Raw genomic sequence first — 15,011 nt, 5'->3', positions numbered from 1 at the left:
GTAGGGTGTTGTTGTGTATGGATGTGCCCGGCGTTCCCTGGCCGTTCAGGGTCTCGGTGACGCCGGGTGTCTGTGTGAGGAGGAGGATGGATACCAATCAGATCAGCTACGAACAGATCAAAGGGTTAGCCAGGCAGCTGGGGCAACGGGTCACCGACCTCATTCCCCTGGCGCCCCAAAATGACCCTTTCTATACCGGCACGCCCAATGATTGGGCGCTGGCCGAATGGTTTGCCGGCCTGTGGCAAGCGTTCCAGTACACGACCAAAGTACATATCCGCCGCGTCCACTACCAGATCGTGAGCCAGCATCCGCCGGTACTCATGCCCAATGGCTTGCCGTATGAGAATACCGAAACGTGTTGGAATGTGCTCAACCTGGCCTCCAAAGCGGCGCGCTACTTACGCTTAGTGGACCCGGCGGCCTTCAATGACCGGCGTAACCCGGACCCCCTCGTTTACGCGACCCATCGGGTGCCGGAGCCGGACGTGCGCGTGCGTGGACGCTTATGGGAGTCGGACTTCCAACTGCCGGATTTTCCCGCGTTGCCCTACTACAGCGTCAGCGGCTACCAACCGGAACAGGCGTATCACCTGGAACTGTGGTGCGAGAAATCCACCATGAACGACGTGCTAGAGCCATTGTGTCAACACTATGGCATGAACCTGCAAACCGGTTTGGGCGAGTTGTCGATTACCGCCACACTGGCCTTAGCGCGGCGCTTGGAGGCGGCGGGCAAACCGGCGCGCATCTTCTACGTCTCGGACTTCGACCCGGCGGGTCAATCGATGCCGGTCTCGGTCTCACGCAAAGTGGAGTACTTTGTGCGCACGCTGGGCCTGGACGTGGATGTACGCGTGTTCCCGGTCATCTTAACCCTGGAACAAGTGCAGTATTACCGCCTGCCACGCACACCCATCAAAGAGACCGAGCGGCGGCGTGGCGGCTTTGAAGAGCGCTATGGGGAGGGAGCCGTGGAGTTGGATGCCCTGGAAGCGCTCTATCCAGGGGAGTTACAAGCCCTGCTGCAACAATGCATCGCGTGCTACTATGACACCTCGCTGTCTGGACGGGTCCAGCAAGCGGAAGATGCCTTAGAGCGCGAGTTGTCGAGCATCTGGCAGCAGGTGACGGGCCGCTACGCTGCTGATGTGGAGGCGTTGCGGGCCGACTACGAACAGTTGCGGGAGGAGTTCGCCGGGCGCATGGCCGGCTACAGCGAGCGCTTGCAAGTCCTCTGGCACGCGGTGCAACAGGAACTCAGTCTCTCCATTCCCCACCTGGAGGCGTATCCGTTACCGGCTCCTGCCCCTGGCACCGAGTTGGGGGAGGGCCTCTACAACAGTGCGCGGGACTACCTGGAGCAAATCGAGGCCTACAAGCAGTTTCAGGGCAAGCTGCACCTGCAAGAAGCATGAAGTTTGTAAGAAAGAAAGGAGTATCCTATGCGATTTCGTCTGATCGTCTACCTGGCGACGATCCTGGTGATCGGGTTGCTGGCCTGGCAACTCTATGGAGCGCATCATTACCCCAACATGAACGCACGGCCAGCGGTTCAACACGTGATGGTCGTTGTCCCTGCTGGGACGATTGAGGGGCTGCGATGGGGATAACAGGAGAGGAACATCTGCACGGGTGTAGTGGGCGTGACGGCCTGGCGGCGCGTGCGCAAGTCCGGCGCTCCCTGCGTGCGCTCATCCAGGAAGCGCAACGGCAAGGCTGTCTCGAGCAGGTACAGCAGCTCCCGGAACTGTTTGTGCTGTTCCTGTTGTCGTATGACCTGCTGATCAGTGAGGCTGTCACGTTGGGGGTCGTGACGCTGCACGAGGTGTGTGCCTGGTTGCAGGTGCTGGTGCAGGAGGCAGCTGGCGATGGAACCGGTCGCGCCTGAGCTGCTGGCAGCCTATGCCGCGCTGTTTGTCCACTGCGCTGACCAGTATGCTGTGCAGCAGCGCGATGGCTCCTACTGGCGGGTGCAGGAACCGCTTTCCCTGTCGCTCTTGGCGGCGCATCTGTGCGGTCAGTGGACGCTGGGCACGTACCTGCTGGATGCGCAGAGTACGTGCCGTTTCGCCGTCTTCGATGCCGATGGGGAAATGGGTCTCGAGCAGTTGGCGGCGCTCTCCTGCGAACTGGCACACTCCGGTATCCCCTCGGTGTTGGAAGCCAGCCGGCGCGGTGGGCATCTGTGGGTACATCTGAGGGAACCGACGCCCGCCGCTTTAGTACGCGCCTGGCTCGTGCCCTCTGCGGTGGCGCTGGGGGTCGAGTTGTATCCCAAGCAGGATATGCTCGCGCCTGGTGGGTCCGGGTCGCTCATTCGACTGCCCCTGGGGGTGCATCGGCTCAGTCGTGGCTGGTATCCCTTTGTTGCGATGGATAGCTCTGGGAACCTGGTGCCGGTTGGGGAAACGGTGGCCGAGTGCTGCACCTGGCTCTGTCAGCAGGTCCAGCCGGTGGCGGTTCCTGTAGAGGTGGCGGTGGCTGGGCAAACAACGGCAGGAAAGGGGCCTGTGGAGAGTGGTGAGGTGAGAGGGAGTGCGCCTATGGCAAGCCATGGGAGGTATGCGAGCATTCGAGCATGGTGCCAGGCACAAGACCTGGTCGAGGTGATCGGTCGCTACGTGGTGCTCGATCAGCGTGGTCTGGGGTCGTGTCCGTTCAAAGCGCATCATTCTCGTGGGGATGTGCGTCCCAGCTTTCAGGTCTTCGGTGGGCCGGACCCGCATTGGTATTGTTACACCTGGCAACGGGCTGGCAACCTGTTTGATTTTCTGTGTTTGTACTATGAGGTCAGTCCACAAGCGATGTGGCGGCGTATTCGAGAAGAAGGATGGTGACGCATGGCAAGCAAGCCATTGGTGCCATCTGCTCTCTCCTCGCTGGTTGCTCACCTGGTGATGGCGAGGAAATGGAGAGAAAAGAGAAGTTCCCGATGCGTTTGGATATGGCGATCTGGCCGGCCTGGGCGCAGTGTGCGGATGGGTATCGCTCGTTGCCGATCACGACGTTCGCGGAGGCGTCGTGTGCGTTTGTGGCGGTTGAACAGGTGATGCGGGCGTCTGGGGTGCGCTCAGCGGGGCATGTGGCGGCGGCATGCGATCATTCGCTGCTTTATCGTGGCAATGGGGTAAGGCTGGCCGTGCGTCCGTCTCATGGAAGGTCGCTGCATCACCCTCATGGGAAGGAGGGAGTGAGATGACACGGTTGATGAAACGGTGACGGCGGCGGGGGAAGCGGGTGGCTCCGTTGTGGCGCGTGGTATGCTGGGTGCGTTTCGCCTGGCTGCACTAGTTGGGGGCTGGCCGATCAGGGTGGTGGTGCGGCTGTTGCGGGGGCCTATCTCTCGCCACCGCCTTGCCGACCAACCACGTTCGGGTTGCGCTGTTCGGCTCGCTCGCCTGGGGTGGTGGGGATGGGTGCTGGCTGGCGGGGTGGCGGTTGTACGCGGCGGGTGGGGAAGGGGCCCCGCCCGCACGTCGTACAACCGCCGGGGCCTTCCCTTGACCCTTCTAAGCGTAAGTCACACACGTCCTGGTTCGTTCTTCACGACAAAAAGCCCTGAGGGGTTCCTCTTTTTGCTCCTGAGCAGTGCGGTTCCAAGGGGGAGGTGGTGCTATGGCACATGAGACTGAGACAACATCTGCTTCGCGTTTTCCCATACTTCCCCTGCATGAGCAGGCAGACCTGGCGGAAAAGCACGGGATAGAAACGCTCCTATTCTGTCCCAACGCCTGGGCTTTACGTCACGTCTTCATCAATCAGGAGACCGGTGAAGTCGTTCGTGCGCGCTGTAATCGCTGGGATTGTCTCTTTTGTGGACCACGCAAAGTCGATCAGTGGCGTCAACTGGTCAAAGCGGCAGAACCGACCCTGTTCATTACCCTCAGCAAAGCGGGCAAGACGGTTGAGGAAGCGGCCCGCGCGCTGACTACCTTTCTGCAATACCTGCGGCGCGGTTCAACAGGTCGGGGGCGTGAACACATTGGGGCGCGTGAAGCCTACGCCATCGAATACTTTGCCGTCCTGGAACGGCACAGCGACTTTGAAGAGAATGGGTTTCACTGGCATCTGTTGGTCAAGGGGGCGGATTTCATTCCGCATGACATTCTCAAGGAAGCCTGGCGCTCGGCACGGCATGGGGTGGCCTATATCGTGCATGTGGAAGCGATCCGCAAGCCCCAGGTGATTGGCTACGTCACGAAATACCTCATGAAAAGTCTGACCGCGGGTGAAAAGGGCATCCGGCGGGAAGAACGGGAGGCAGCGGTGATCGGTCTGGATGAGACAGGCAAGGTGGTTGAGGAACGGCAGAGCTACACCGTGGAACTGGTGAGTCGTGCTCGGCGCATTCGCTACTCGCGTCATTTCTTCCCTGAAAAGGTATCTGACCTCCGCGCCCGGTTGTTCGCTGAGCTTGAGCAGCAGTCCATGGAACAGTCGGGGCATGAGGCTTCAGCAGGTGATGCGGCGGCCAGTGAAGTGAGTGATACTGCTGGCATTCCTGGAGAGAGCGACACACCGGTAGTCAAACGGTCATCCTGGGCACTGGTGCAGTGTGAGGAATTCACCCAGGATTATAAAGAGTATAAGCGGCGGTGCCGCAAGGCCTTGTTAGAGGCGCTCATCGATCTGCATGAGGGGCGGCGCAACCTGTCGCGGCGCGTGATTAACATCTGGGCGTACCAGCGTAACCAACGACGTTGGGCAAGTTGAAGATGAAAGTGAGGTGAAATTGGAACTGAACACGTACAACGGCTGGGAAAACAAGTTCACCTGGCTGATACACCTGCACCTCAGCAATGAGGAACAACTGATGAATGAGCTTGTGGAACTGGTAGCCCATGAACCGAATGAGGGTGCTGCTGGTCGGCTGGTAGAAATGTGGGTGAGGCTGGCATTGGACCACTGGCTCACGCGCTTTCCTGGTCGCAATAGGCAGCATGATGCGAGCCTGTTACTGTTGGTGTGGGACCTGGCTGGTTCAGCGCTGGCGTATGCGGATTGGGATGGCCTGGTCGCATTACTGGTGGGAGAAGCGCAGACTTGTGAAAACCTCTTTACGATGACGCTCTACCGCAATCTCCTGGATGATCGCCAAGTGCAGGATTGGGCGAGCAGAGTGATGCATGAGGCTCCGAATGGCTATGCGGCAGCTGATGCGTTGCACGAGGGGTTGAGAGCGATGGTGGATGCCTGGATTGATGCCTCGGCACTGCATCGGTGCAAGCAGGCATTCATCTCACGGCTGATTTCCGATCTGATACAGAACACCTACACTCTAATCGTTTGGGAGCATGTGGCACGGGCGTTTCGGCCAGGGTAGTGATGGTTCTGGTGGGAATAGGGCACAGCTTTTTTACTTGTGTCACCTTCTGATGCAGAGAAGGAGCGAACCATGGATTGGGAACGAGTAGAGCAGTATGTGTTGCGATGTCCTCTTCAGGAACTGGTGTTCCGAACTGATGGGGAGGTGTACATCCTGGGGAATGACCCGACCCGGCCTGCCTGGTGGCATGTCAGGCATGAAGTGATTGGAGTGTACCTGCTGGAAACGTGCGAAAGGAGAGGGTTCAAGGACATCCTCACCTTGATCGAACATCGCTATCCAGAGTTTTATGCCTGGCTGCTTTGTCGCTTTTCAGAGGAGTGAAGTGCAAGAAGGCAAGGAGGACGTATTCGGGACTTGTATGAGACTATGCTCACAGCATAGTTTTTTTGTTTTTGCCTATGCTTATAGCATGTGCAGATTTTTAATAGCTTGCTGTTAACACAACCGTGAAGAACAGAATTCGTAGCAGTGTTTGATGGGAGCCGATTCCTGGATACTGCCGCCCCTGTTCAGTGAGGAGGAGGTTTATGGCACGACGAAAAAAAGTATCGATAGCGCAACCATTGTTGCTTTCTATACCTGATGTGGCTGTCCAGTTGGGCGTGTGTCGGCAAACGGTGTATAACCTGATCTATTATAAGGGGTTGCCGTCTATTCAATTGCGAGGAGTGCGGCGCATCCATCCTGAGTCGCTACAAAAGTGGCTCAAGCAGTGCGAGGAACAGAGTGCGTAGGCGTGGTTTTAGCGGGTTTGTAGGAGTGATTTACTGGTAGCCGATTTGAATATAGAACAGCTTTTCTTCATGAGGAGAAATCGCGATGGCTAAGGAAAAATCACGCAGGCGTGGTGATGGGTCGGTCTATAAGCGTGCAGATGGGCGTTATTCTGGTTTTATCACGCTGGAAGATCATAAGCGCAAGTACTTTTATGGGAAAACAGAGCGTGAAGTTGAGCGGAAAATATGGGTGGCGCAACGCGAACTAGAACAGGGGAAGCTGGCGACTGGTCCCCAGCAGACAGTGAAGCAGTTCCTTGAATATTGGTTAGAGGATGTGCGGAAGCCGCAGCTTCGTCCGGGGTCTTATCAGTTGTATCGGTGTATTATCCATGCGCACCTGATTCCTGCGCTGGGCCACTTGAAGCTACAGAAATTAACACCACAGCATATCCAGAAGTTCTATGCCGAAAAGCAGAGAACTGGGGCTTCCCCCAATCGCATTCGCACCATGCATAATGTCCTTCACAAGGCGCTAGAACATGCTAGGCGCCTGGGGTTGGTGGGAATAAATGCGAGTGCAGGTGCTGACCTGCCAAGAGTAGATACTCCGGAGGGCAAGACACTGACACCTGAACAGGCACATCGATTGATAGCGGCGGCAAAGAAAGAGTGGATGCGCACGGTACTCATTGTTGCCCTGGCAACCGGTATGCGAGAGGGTGAGCTACTTGGCCTGCATTGGGAAGATGTTCACCTGGATGAGGGATATCTCGATGTGAAGTGGACGCTCTCCTATGTCGCTACTCACGGCTTTGTTATGGGCGAGCCAAAAACGAGGAGCGGTCGGCGCACGATTACGCTCGCTCCCTTCGTGAGAGAAGTGTTGTCTAAGCATCGCGTGGCACAGGAACAAGAGCGAGTTAAGAAGGGTTGGAAAGAGGATACTGGCCTGGTTTTCCCGAATACTGCTGGAGGGTTTCTGTCATCGAGTACCCTGCGTGCGCGGTTCTATTCGTTGCTCAAACGGGCAGGAGTGCCAGCTATGCATTTCCATGAATTACGACATAGTGCCGCTACACTCCTGTTGAGTATGGGTATACCAATGAAGACGGTGCAGGCAATATTAGGACATGCGAGTTACGCGATCACTGCCAACATTTATGGGCATGTAACTCGTGAGATGCACGAAGAGGCTGCTCATGCGATGGAGAGGTTCTTGCGGCATGATAAGCTGTCAGAATAGCTGTCATCCCTCGTATCTCTCGTTGTCAGGTGTCATGGGAAGGGCGATGAGCGGGCGGCGTAGTTAAAAGTTCAAGATTTGCTCAAGATTCGTCCGATGGGCGTGAGAACGATTGAAAATATCCTGCTTTCAGCAAAAAGGTGTGGTACTATTTAAAAACAAGGGTATATGTAGGAGAGTTCATAGCATGGCCCAGAAAATCCTCATTATTGAAGATGAAGATGGCATCATTCACCTGCTCAATCTCTATCTGAAAAACGCCGGCTACGATGTCGTAGTCGCCAAAGATGGTGCCGATGGGCTGGCACTGCACGCGCGCACGCATCCTGATCTCGTCATCCTGGATATCATGCTGCCCGCCATCGATGGCTTCGAGGTCTGCCGCCGCATTCGGGCATGGTCAAAAACGCCCATTCTGATCCTGACGGCGCGTGCCGACGAGGAAGATCGCATTGCCGGACTTGACCTGGGGGCCGATGACTACCTGACGAAACCTTTCAGCCCGCGCGAACTGGTCAGCAGAGTGCGAGCCATCCTGCGGCGTGTGGGTGATACAGATGCTGGCGAAGGGCAGGCTGCGGACGGCCACGCTTCGAGCGCGAAGACCGTACTGCGCTTTCCCAGCCTTACTATCGACCTGTTAGCACGCCGCGTCGAAGTGAATGGCTTCGAAGTCACGCTAACGCCGACCGAATTTGACCTGCTGGCCCTGATGGCGCAGTCTCCCGATCGCGTTTTTACGCGCGAAATCCTGATGAACAAAATCTGGGGCTATGACTACTACGGCGATGGTCATATCGTCGATGTACATATCAGCGCGCTGCGCAAGAAAATCGAGGCAAATACCGACTATCGCTATATCAAAACCGTCTGGCGTATCGGCTATAAATTTGAAGTAGGAGCGCGTACAGCAGTTTAAGGTTTTCCATGAATCATTTCAAAGGAACTATATCTATGCGCATGCGTTGGTGGCAGAGTATTCGCTGGCGGCTGGCCCTGGGGTCAATGTTGGTAGCGTTGATCGCGACCACAATACTCTCATTGGCGGTAATCTTCGCCATTAACTATTATTATGGAGCCAATGAGCAACAACAACTCGTTGATGTTGCGAATAGCCTCTCACAACGGCTGGGCGTCAGTTATACCCAGAATGGCACGCTTGCAATGGCCGTCAATAACGTTTTGCCGAATACACCGCAGCAGAACGCTGAAAATCAAGATAATCTCTTGCTCGTCTTTAATAGATTTGCTCTGCTTGTCTATCCACGCATAGGTGGCCTGCATCCTCTTACGAGCGCTCTTTTAGTGAAAGTAACCGATCCTGCGATACAGCAGAGCGATTACACCAAATTAGTCACTGCCATTCGTAATGCTCGTTTGGGCACGACAACTGTGGGTGATCTTGGCAACGGTACACCCGGAAGTTCCACGCGCCCATTTGTAGTCGAACCGGTATTCGAGGGTGGTCAGAGCAGCGGCCGGGTCATTGGTATCCTGGTCGTCATACCCCGTTTCGCAGTCGCCGACACCATTCCGCCTTTTATCGCCACCGTGCGCCAGTTCATCCTGATCGCCGCGCTCGTCGTAGCTGTACTCGCAACCCTGGCTGCTATTCTCTTCTCACGCACCATCACACGCCCGCTCGCCAAAATGACGAGTGCCGCGCACGTACTCGCGTCTGGCGACTACAGCGCCCGCGTCACGACAGGAGCAGGTGGCGAGCTGGGTGAGCTTGCCGGTACTTTCAATAAAATGGCCGCCAAACTCGAGGCTGATGTCAACGAACTGCACCGCCAGGAACTCTTCCGCCGCGAACTCATCATGAACATTACCCATGACCTCGCAACTCCCCTCACCGCCATCGCCGGATTAGGCGAGTCGCTGGTGGATGGTGTCAATACCAGCCGCGAGGACTACGAGGCCACAGGCCGCGTTATCGTGCGCGAAACCCTACGCCTGCACCGTATGGTCAAGGACCTGCATATGATGGCGAAAGTAGAGGCCGGCGTCATGCAGCCCCAACGCAAAGCAATACGCCTGGCCGCGCTGGTCGATGACGTATTGGCCGTCCTGAGTCCCGAATTTGAGCGCGCCAATGTAGAGCCACGCAACGCCATTGCCTACAATCTGCCACCCGCCTGGGCCGATCAAGACATGCTCAAACGGGTCTTCACCAATCTCTGCGATAACGCGCTGCGCCACACCCCATCCGGTGGTACCGTCACCATCGATGCTCAGGCGTGCGGCAATATGCTCGAAGTTTCCGTTACCGATACCGGCGAGGGCATCCCCACCTCTGCCCTGCCGCGCGTCTTCGACCGCTTCTATCGCGCCGATGCCTCGCGCCAGGTCTCCACCGGCGGCAGCGGCCTCGGTCTCACCATCGTCCGCGCCATCGTCGAAGCCCACGGCGGGACTATCCACGCCGAAAATACAGATCAGCATGGCGCCCGCATCGTCTTCACCTTACCACAGGTTGCGCCAGAGCAGCTTCCGAATCAGGCGACGTTGCCGCTGCCTCTGAAGTGATATAAAATGAGTAACCGCACATCAGGGCTTGACAGGTAAATCACTATTAACAACCTGCTTGTAATAGAACTGCTTGCTCACATAGTAGTATAAACGTTTATTGAGCCAATAGCCCCTTGACAATCTCCCCTTTTCCGGTTACTATATCACTAACGGATATATCCGTTAGTGATATAGTAACTTCGTAGGTTTTCCTATATCGAAATGGAGGTTCGATGAAGAAAGCGCAAAAGAACCCGGAGGACCTGCTTCCTTTGACACCGGCCGTCTTTCATATCCTGCTGGCCCTGGCGGATGGCGAGCGGCATGGTTATGGCATTATGCAGGAGATCGCCGCGCGCACTCAGGGAACCATGCGCATGGGGCCGGGAACGCTCTATGGCTCCATTAAGCGCATGCTGGCAGACGGCTTAATAGAACAGGCGGCTGAACGTCCAGACCCCGAACTGGATGATGAGCGCCGTCGCTACTATCGCCTGACCAACTTCGGCCTGCGTGTCCTGCAAGCCGAGGCTCAAAGGCTCGAGCAACTGGTAAGCATCATCGAGAGCAAGCAGATTTTAGCCAATCCGAAACAGATTGGAGGCCTGCCATGACGACAACTCCATTGAAGAGGAACGCATCGTTCTCGGAACATTGCTATAGTCTGCTCCTGCGATGCTATCCTCGCCGGTTCAGGCGGGAATTTGGCCGCGAGATGATGCAGACCTTCTATGACTGTTACCGCGAGGCGCTGCTTGAACGCGGGCAGGCGGGTGTGACCAGGCTATGGGGAGCCATCCTGTATGATCTGGCAAAGACGGCATTGATTGAACATACGCGTGAATTTGTTTCTAAGATGAAAGGAAAGGAACCTATTCTTATGGTACAGCAATTTAGCCTGAATGTCGCTCAACTAACTGATATCGGACGCAAGCGTGAAAGTAATGAAGATAATATGATCTCTGTTATTCCTGATGATACCCAGATAATGACGAAAAAAGGTGCTCTGTTTGTGGTGGCCGACGGGTTGGGAGGGCATACTAAGGGAGAAGTGGCCAGCGAAATGGTCATCAAACATGTGCGCGAGGCCTATTACCAGAATGAGAGCGACGATATCGCAGCTTCTCTGCGCCATGCCGTGGAACATGCGAGTGCGCTCATCTATGCAGCTAATCAAAACCAGGCGCAGCCGCCGGATCAGGAACATAGTATGGGATCGACCTGCGTCGCGGCAGTACTGAAAGGCGATACACTTTATGTGGCAAACGTGGGTGATAGCCGTGCTTACATTGTGCGGAATGGGCAGGTGAAGCAGGTATCGCAGGATCACACGCCGGAAGCAGAGCAGGTGCGGGCTGGCCTGTTGACTGTAGAGCAGGCGCGCGCGCAGCAGGGCAATAAGATCACGCGCTGCATGGGTACTGATCCCTTTGTCGAGGTGGATGTCTTCACAGAACCGGTGCAATCTGGCGATATCGTTGTGCTTTGCACCGATGGCCTTTCAAGAATCATCAGCGATGAACAGATCGCCCAAGTTGTGCAGCAATTCGAGCCGCGGCAAAGCGTGCAGCGGCTGATCGAACTGGCAAACGAGCAGGGCGGCCCGGACAATGTGACGGCGGTCGTTGCCCGGGTGTCTTAGATGCAGAACTGATGGCCACTGTGAGGTTGATCTTGGGATTTTGAGCGGAAAGCCAAATTTGAAGTTGAACAACCAGTATCGGGAAGCGGCTCCTCATCGCATGTCATTCTGAGCGGCAGCGAAGAATCCGCAGCTCAGGTAGTCTGGAGGCCAAAGTTCTTGAGCCTGCCCGCATGTCATTCTGAGCGGCAGCGAAGAATCCGCAGCCTCGGCACAGGAATCGCCATGAACGTAGATTCTTCGCTGTCGCTCAGAATGACAGACTGCGTCCCACGGTGGGATGGCTCGCAAAATAGAAGGCTGAAAGGAATCTAGTTATGACAATCCGGGCCATTGTCTTTGATCTTGGCGGCGTGCTGGAGAACGAAATTGAGACTGATATGCATGTAAGGTGGGAAGCACGGCTGGGCCTCAAGCCAGGCGAACTACGTGAGCGCCACTTCAGTACGGGCTGGCTCATAGACGCTACCTACGGAAAATTCACGGAAGAGGAAATGCTCCAGAAACTTGGCGAGATTTTTGGCATGAATCGGGCGCAGGTGGACGAGTTTATGCTGGATTTCTGGGACAGCTATTGCGGTGAACTCAATAGCGAGCTGGCCGCCTACTTCAGAAGCCTGCGCCCGCGCTATTGAACGGCCATCCTCAGCAACGGCGTTCCTGGGGCCAGGCGCGTAGAACAGAAACGTTTTCATTTCGCGGAAATGGCCGATCTCATCATTTACTCTTACGAAGAGAAGACCGGCAAGCCGGAACGCCGCATTTTCGAGATTACCTGCGAGCGTCCTGGCGTAAAGCCCGAAGAGACCGTCTTCCTCGATGATATCGAGAAGTCAGTGGTCGAAGCGCGTAAGTTTGGTATTCATGCCATCCTCTTTCAAGAAACCGCTCAGGCAATTGCTGATGTCGAGGCCTGCCTGCAAGCTTACGCCTGATAACAGGATGTGGCTTGATTCGAGCCTGTTCATGCCCTCAATCTCATAAGTGCTTGCATCAGCCGCGTATATCTGGTATTCTCATAATAGGAATATTGCCAGGAAACTGTTTCCGAGTAGATCGCTGGATCATAGACCAAACTCGAATGGAAAGAGAGAACTTATGGATACTTCTCTTCAAAATACGCGCATCATAGAGGATCAGCTTGCCCATCCTGCCTCACCAGAAGTAGAAGAGGCCGGGGAAGAGAGCCACGTTCATCTGCCAGGCCCCAGTTACTGGCCGATTGTCCTGAGCGTGGCCATCCTCATCACTATCTCCGGTATCTTCTTCATTACCAGCGCCCCCTGGGTTACTATCGCTGGTCTTGTGCTGGTGCTGGTCGGCATTCTGGGCTGGGGATTGGAAGACCCCATGGCTGCTACGCACAAGGCGGAGCCGTTCTCCAGGCCGTTCACGTCGCCGGAGGCCGTGCTACAAGAGGCTGAAGATAGGGTTCATGAAATTGTGACCATCAGCAGTACTGCCTGGAGCGCTCACCCCGTCAAGGTCTTTATTGATCGTGAGGAGCCTGATGGCGTCGTACTGGCGCTGTATGGCAAGGTCGAACTGGAAGCGCAAAAAGTGGAAGTTGAAGAGGCCCTGCGCAAGATACCCGGTGTCCTCGACGTGCTGAACTTCCTGGTGGCCGAGGATGAGCTCTTGAACCAGGTGAACGCATTGATTGAAAGGTTGAAGGCTGCAGGCAAGCTCGAGGGCGCTAAGAACCTCTCGGCTCTGGTCGAAAACTATATCGTCAGCCTCTACGGTGAGGTGCCGAACAATGAGATGAAGTACATGCTGGAGAAAGAAATCACCGGCATCCCCGGCGCTCGCGTCGTCATCAACCATATCGGCTTGAATGAAAACATCCCCGGCAACCTTGGCAAAACAATGAACAGGATAGCGCGCATCTAAACCACTCATAAAAAATGGGCAAACCAGAGCTTGTCTGGTTTGCCCATTTTTTATGAGCGGTTTAGATTACCGTTTGCGCAAGAATGCCGGAATGTCGATCACATCACCCTGTGGCGTATTGCGGTTGCCGCGTGGCAGATCGAGCGCCTTGGGGTCCATGCGTCGGACCGGGCGCTGCTGGCGGGCGTCCGCGGCGGGGCGCTGTAACGGCTGCGCCTCCGGCTCCGGCACGGGCAGTTGTGAATGCGATGCCTGGGCCGACATTTCCATCCTATCGCCTGTATCCTCGCCGTCATCGTACAGGTCGTCATCGACATCCCCGCGTCCCATATCGCCACGGCTGAGGGAAGCCAGGGGTTGACGGGCCGAAGACGAGATGGGATCCTGCACTGGCGGAGCAGGCGGCATGGCCCGTCCGGCGTTCTGAAGCGGTCCCGTTGGATGCCTGGCAATATTCAGTGGCGGCGGCGTAACGGGCAGCGGGCTGTAACTGCTCTGCTGCACCGGGCGCCCGCCAGAACCGGCGTTGGGTGACGATGCGCCTGTGTAGAACATATTCCGGTTGTACTCCATGCGACCAGCCTGCGCGCCGACCACTTGCCCCCGTGCGTCGAAGCCCGTAGCGATCACAGTGATCTTCACTTTGCCGTCGTAAGCCGGGTCCTGAACGGCGCCGAAGATGATATTGGCCTCCGGGTGAGCTGCCTTGCTGATGATATCAGCCGCCTCGTTCACCTCGAAAAGCGTCAGGTCGAGTCCGCCGGTGATATTGAAGAGGACGCCGCGCGCCCCGTTGATATCGATATCGAGCAATGGGCTGGAAATCGCTATATGCGCGGCATCGACAGCGCGGGACTCGCCGGTGGCCTCGCCAATCGCCATCAGCGCCGAGCCCGCCGCCGACATAATGGTTTTTACGTCGGCAAAGTCCAGGTTGATCAGACCGGGCACGGTGATGAGGTCGCTGATGCCCTGAATGCCCTGTCGCAGCACGTCGTCGGCCAGCCGGAAAGCCTCTTTCAAGGGCATCTTCTTATCTGCCACCTGCAACAGGCGGTCATTTGGCACCGTGATCAACGTATCCACGTGCTGTTTCAGATTAGCGATGCCCTCTTCAGCGGCCAGGCGGCGCTTGTTTCCTTCAAACGTGAATGGCTTGGTCACGACGCCGACGGTCAGCGCCCCGACCTCGCGTGCGATTTGCGCGATGATCGGGCTGGCGCCGGTGCCGGTGCCCCCGCCCATGCCCGCGGTGATGAAGACCATATCAGAGCCTTTGAGCGCCTCGTAGAGTTCCTCGGCATTCTCTTCCGCGGCCTTCGCCCCCACGCTTGGATTGCCACCCGCCCCGAGGCCACGGGTCAGCTTATCGCCGATACGAATATAATGCGGTGCCTCCGTCTGCAGCAACGCCTGGGCATCGGTATTGACAGCGATAAACTCGATGCCCATCATATTTGCCTGTATCATGCGGTTCACCGCATTACTTCCTCCGCCCCCAACACCGATCACGCGTATCTGGGCGAAGCCCTCAACTTGATGATTTCCTAATGGTAGCATTTGTGGCCCCCTTTCCTTGTTTTGTTGCCTCGAAAGGTCTAATGGTCTCCCCGCTCAAGTCCTTCCGTACTCAACAAACAGGTGATGGCAATGGTGGGGGCAAGTGCTTGC

At 56.3% G+C, this 15,011-nt stretch carries 18 protein-coding genes; 17 read left to right on the top strand and 1 reads right to left on the bottom strand.

Annotation, left to right across the window (positions count from 1 at the left end; translation table 11 throughout):
* Nucleotides 1-86 precede the first annotated feature (86 nt).
* The 17 genes from VFA09_01370 (at nucleotide 87) to VFA09_01290 (ending at nucleotide 13,340) form a co-directional block, all read left to right on the top strand.
* Nucleotides 87-1,418, top strand: a complete 1,332-nt coding sequence (locus tag VFA09_01370) for a hypothetical protein (protein ID HZU65900.1) — start codon at nucleotides 87-89, stop codon at nucleotides 1,416-1,418.
* A 27-nt stretch (nucleotides 1,419-1,445) separates the two neighbouring features.
* Entirely contained in the window at nucleotides 1,446-1,613 is a 168-nt protein-coding gene (locus tag VFA09_01365) for a hypothetical protein (GenBank protein HZU65899.1), read from the top strand.
* A complete protein-coding gene (locus tag VFA09_01360; protein ID HZU65898.1) occupies nucleotides 1,604-1,891 on the top strand; it encodes a hypothetical protein in 288 nt (95 codons plus the stop codon). Before VFA09_01365 ends, VFA09_01360 begins: the two co-directional genes overlap by 10 nt.
* Nucleotides 1,872-2,840: a CHC2 zinc finger domain-containing protein gene (locus tag VFA09_01355; GenBank protein ID HZU65897.1), complete on the top strand. Its 969-nt coding sequence runs from the start codon at nucleotides 1,872-1,874 to the stop codon at nucleotides 2,838-2,840. Before VFA09_01360 ends, VFA09_01355 begins: the two co-directional genes overlap by 20 nt.
* 95 nt (nucleotides 2,841-2,935) lie before the next feature.
* Nucleotides 2,936-3,202: a hypothetical protein gene (locus tag VFA09_01350; GenBank protein HZU65896.1), complete on the top strand. Its 267-nt coding sequence runs from the start codon at nucleotides 2,936-2,938 to the stop codon at nucleotides 3,200-3,202.
* 416 nt (nucleotides 3,203-3,618) lie between these two features.
* Nucleotides 3,619-4,716 carry a hypothetical protein gene (locus VFA09_01345; GenBank protein HZU65895.1) on the top strand — a complete coding sequence of 366 codons (1,098 nt, stop codon included), beginning with the start codon at nucleotides 3,619-3,621 and terminating at the stop codon, nucleotides 4,714-4,716.
* A 13-nt stretch (nucleotides 4,717-4,729) separates the two neighbouring features.
* Nucleotides 4,730-5,326: a hypothetical protein gene (locus tag VFA09_01340; GenBank protein HZU65894.1), complete on the top strand. Its 597-nt coding sequence runs from the start codon at nucleotides 4,730-4,732 to the stop codon at nucleotides 5,324-5,326.
* Nucleotides 5,327-5,398: 72 nt separating this feature from the next.
* Nucleotides 5,399-5,653, top strand: coding sequence for a hypothetical protein (locus tag VFA09_01335; protein ID HZU65893.1), 255 nt, complete (start codon nucleotides 5,399-5,401; stop codon nucleotides 5,651-5,653).
* A 206-nt stretch (nucleotides 5,654-5,859) separates the two neighbouring features.
* On the top strand, nucleotides 5,860-6,066 hold the full coding sequence (locus VFA09_01330) for a helix-turn-helix domain-containing protein (GenBank protein HZU65892.1): 207 nt from the start codon (nucleotides 5,860-5,862) through the stop codon (nucleotides 6,064-6,066).
* A gap of 85 nt (nucleotides 6,067-6,151) precedes the next feature.
* Nucleotides 6,152-7,294, top strand: coding sequence for a tyrosine-type recombinase/integrase (locus VFA09_01325; protein HZU65891.1), 1,143 nt, complete (start codon nucleotides 6,152-6,154; stop codon nucleotides 7,292-7,294).
* 187 nt (nucleotides 7,295-7,481) lie between these two features.
* The gene (locus VFA09_01320) at nucleotides 7,482-8,213 is read left to right on the top strand and encodes a response regulator transcription factor (GenBank protein HZU65890.1); all 732 of its coding nucleotides are present in this window, start codon (nucleotides 7,482-7,484) and stop codon (nucleotides 8,211-8,213) included.
* A 35-nt stretch (nucleotides 8,214-8,248) separates the two neighbouring features.
* Entirely contained in the window at nucleotides 8,249-9,823 is a 1,575-nt protein-coding gene (locus VFA09_01315; GenBank protein HZU65889.1) for a HAMP domain-containing sensor histidine kinase, read from the top strand.
* Between the two features lie 215 nt (nucleotides 9,824-10,038).
* Nucleotides 10,039-10,419 (top strand): helix-turn-helix transcriptional regulator, encoded by a 381-nt coding sequence (locus VFA09_01310; protein HZU65888.1) that lies wholly within the window; start codon nucleotides 10,039-10,041, stop codon nucleotides 10,417-10,419.
* A complete protein-coding gene (locus VFA09_01305) occupies nucleotides 10,416-11,447 on the top strand; it encodes a PP2C family serine/threonine-protein phosphatase (GenBank protein ID HZU65887.1) in 1,032 nt (343 codons plus the stop codon). The genes VFA09_01310 and VFA09_01305 overlap by 4 nt, the downstream gene beginning before the upstream one ends.
* Before the next feature lie 317 nt (nucleotides 11,448-11,764).
* A complete protein-coding gene (locus tag VFA09_01300) occupies nucleotides 11,765-12,082 on the top strand; it encodes a hypothetical protein (GenBank protein HZU65886.1) in 318 nt (105 codons plus the stop codon).
* Between the two features lie 6 nt (nucleotides 12,083-12,088).
* Nucleotides 12,089-12,382, top strand: coding sequence for an HAD-IA family hydrolase (locus tag VFA09_01295; GenBank protein HZU65885.1), 294 nt, complete (start codon nucleotides 12,089-12,091; stop codon nucleotides 12,380-12,382).
* 163 nt (nucleotides 12,383-12,545) lie between these two features.
* Complete coding sequence (locus VFA09_01290) at nucleotides 12,546-13,340, top strand: BON domain-containing protein (protein ID HZU65884.1); 795 nt, start codon at nucleotides 12,546-12,548, stop codon at nucleotides 13,338-13,340.
* Nucleotides 13,341-13,406: 66 nt separating this feature from the next.
* Here VFA09_01290 and ftsZ read toward each other — a convergent pair whose 3' ends face one another.
* A complete protein-coding gene (gene ftsZ / locus VFA09_01285; protein ID HZU65883.1) occupies nucleotides 13,407-14,900 on the bottom strand; it encodes a cell division protein FtsZ in 1,494 nt (497 codons plus the stop codon).
* Nucleotides 14,901-15,011: the final 111 nt, after the last annotated feature.

The organism is Ktedonobacteraceae bacterium (genome assembly GCA_035653615.1).
Taxonomy (GTDB): Bacteria; Chloroflexota; Ktedonobacteria; order Ktedonobacterales; family Ktedonobacteraceae; genus DASRBN01.
Note: the sequence above shows the minus strand (reverse complement) of the source record. Positions and strands in the feature narration are given on the sequence as shown.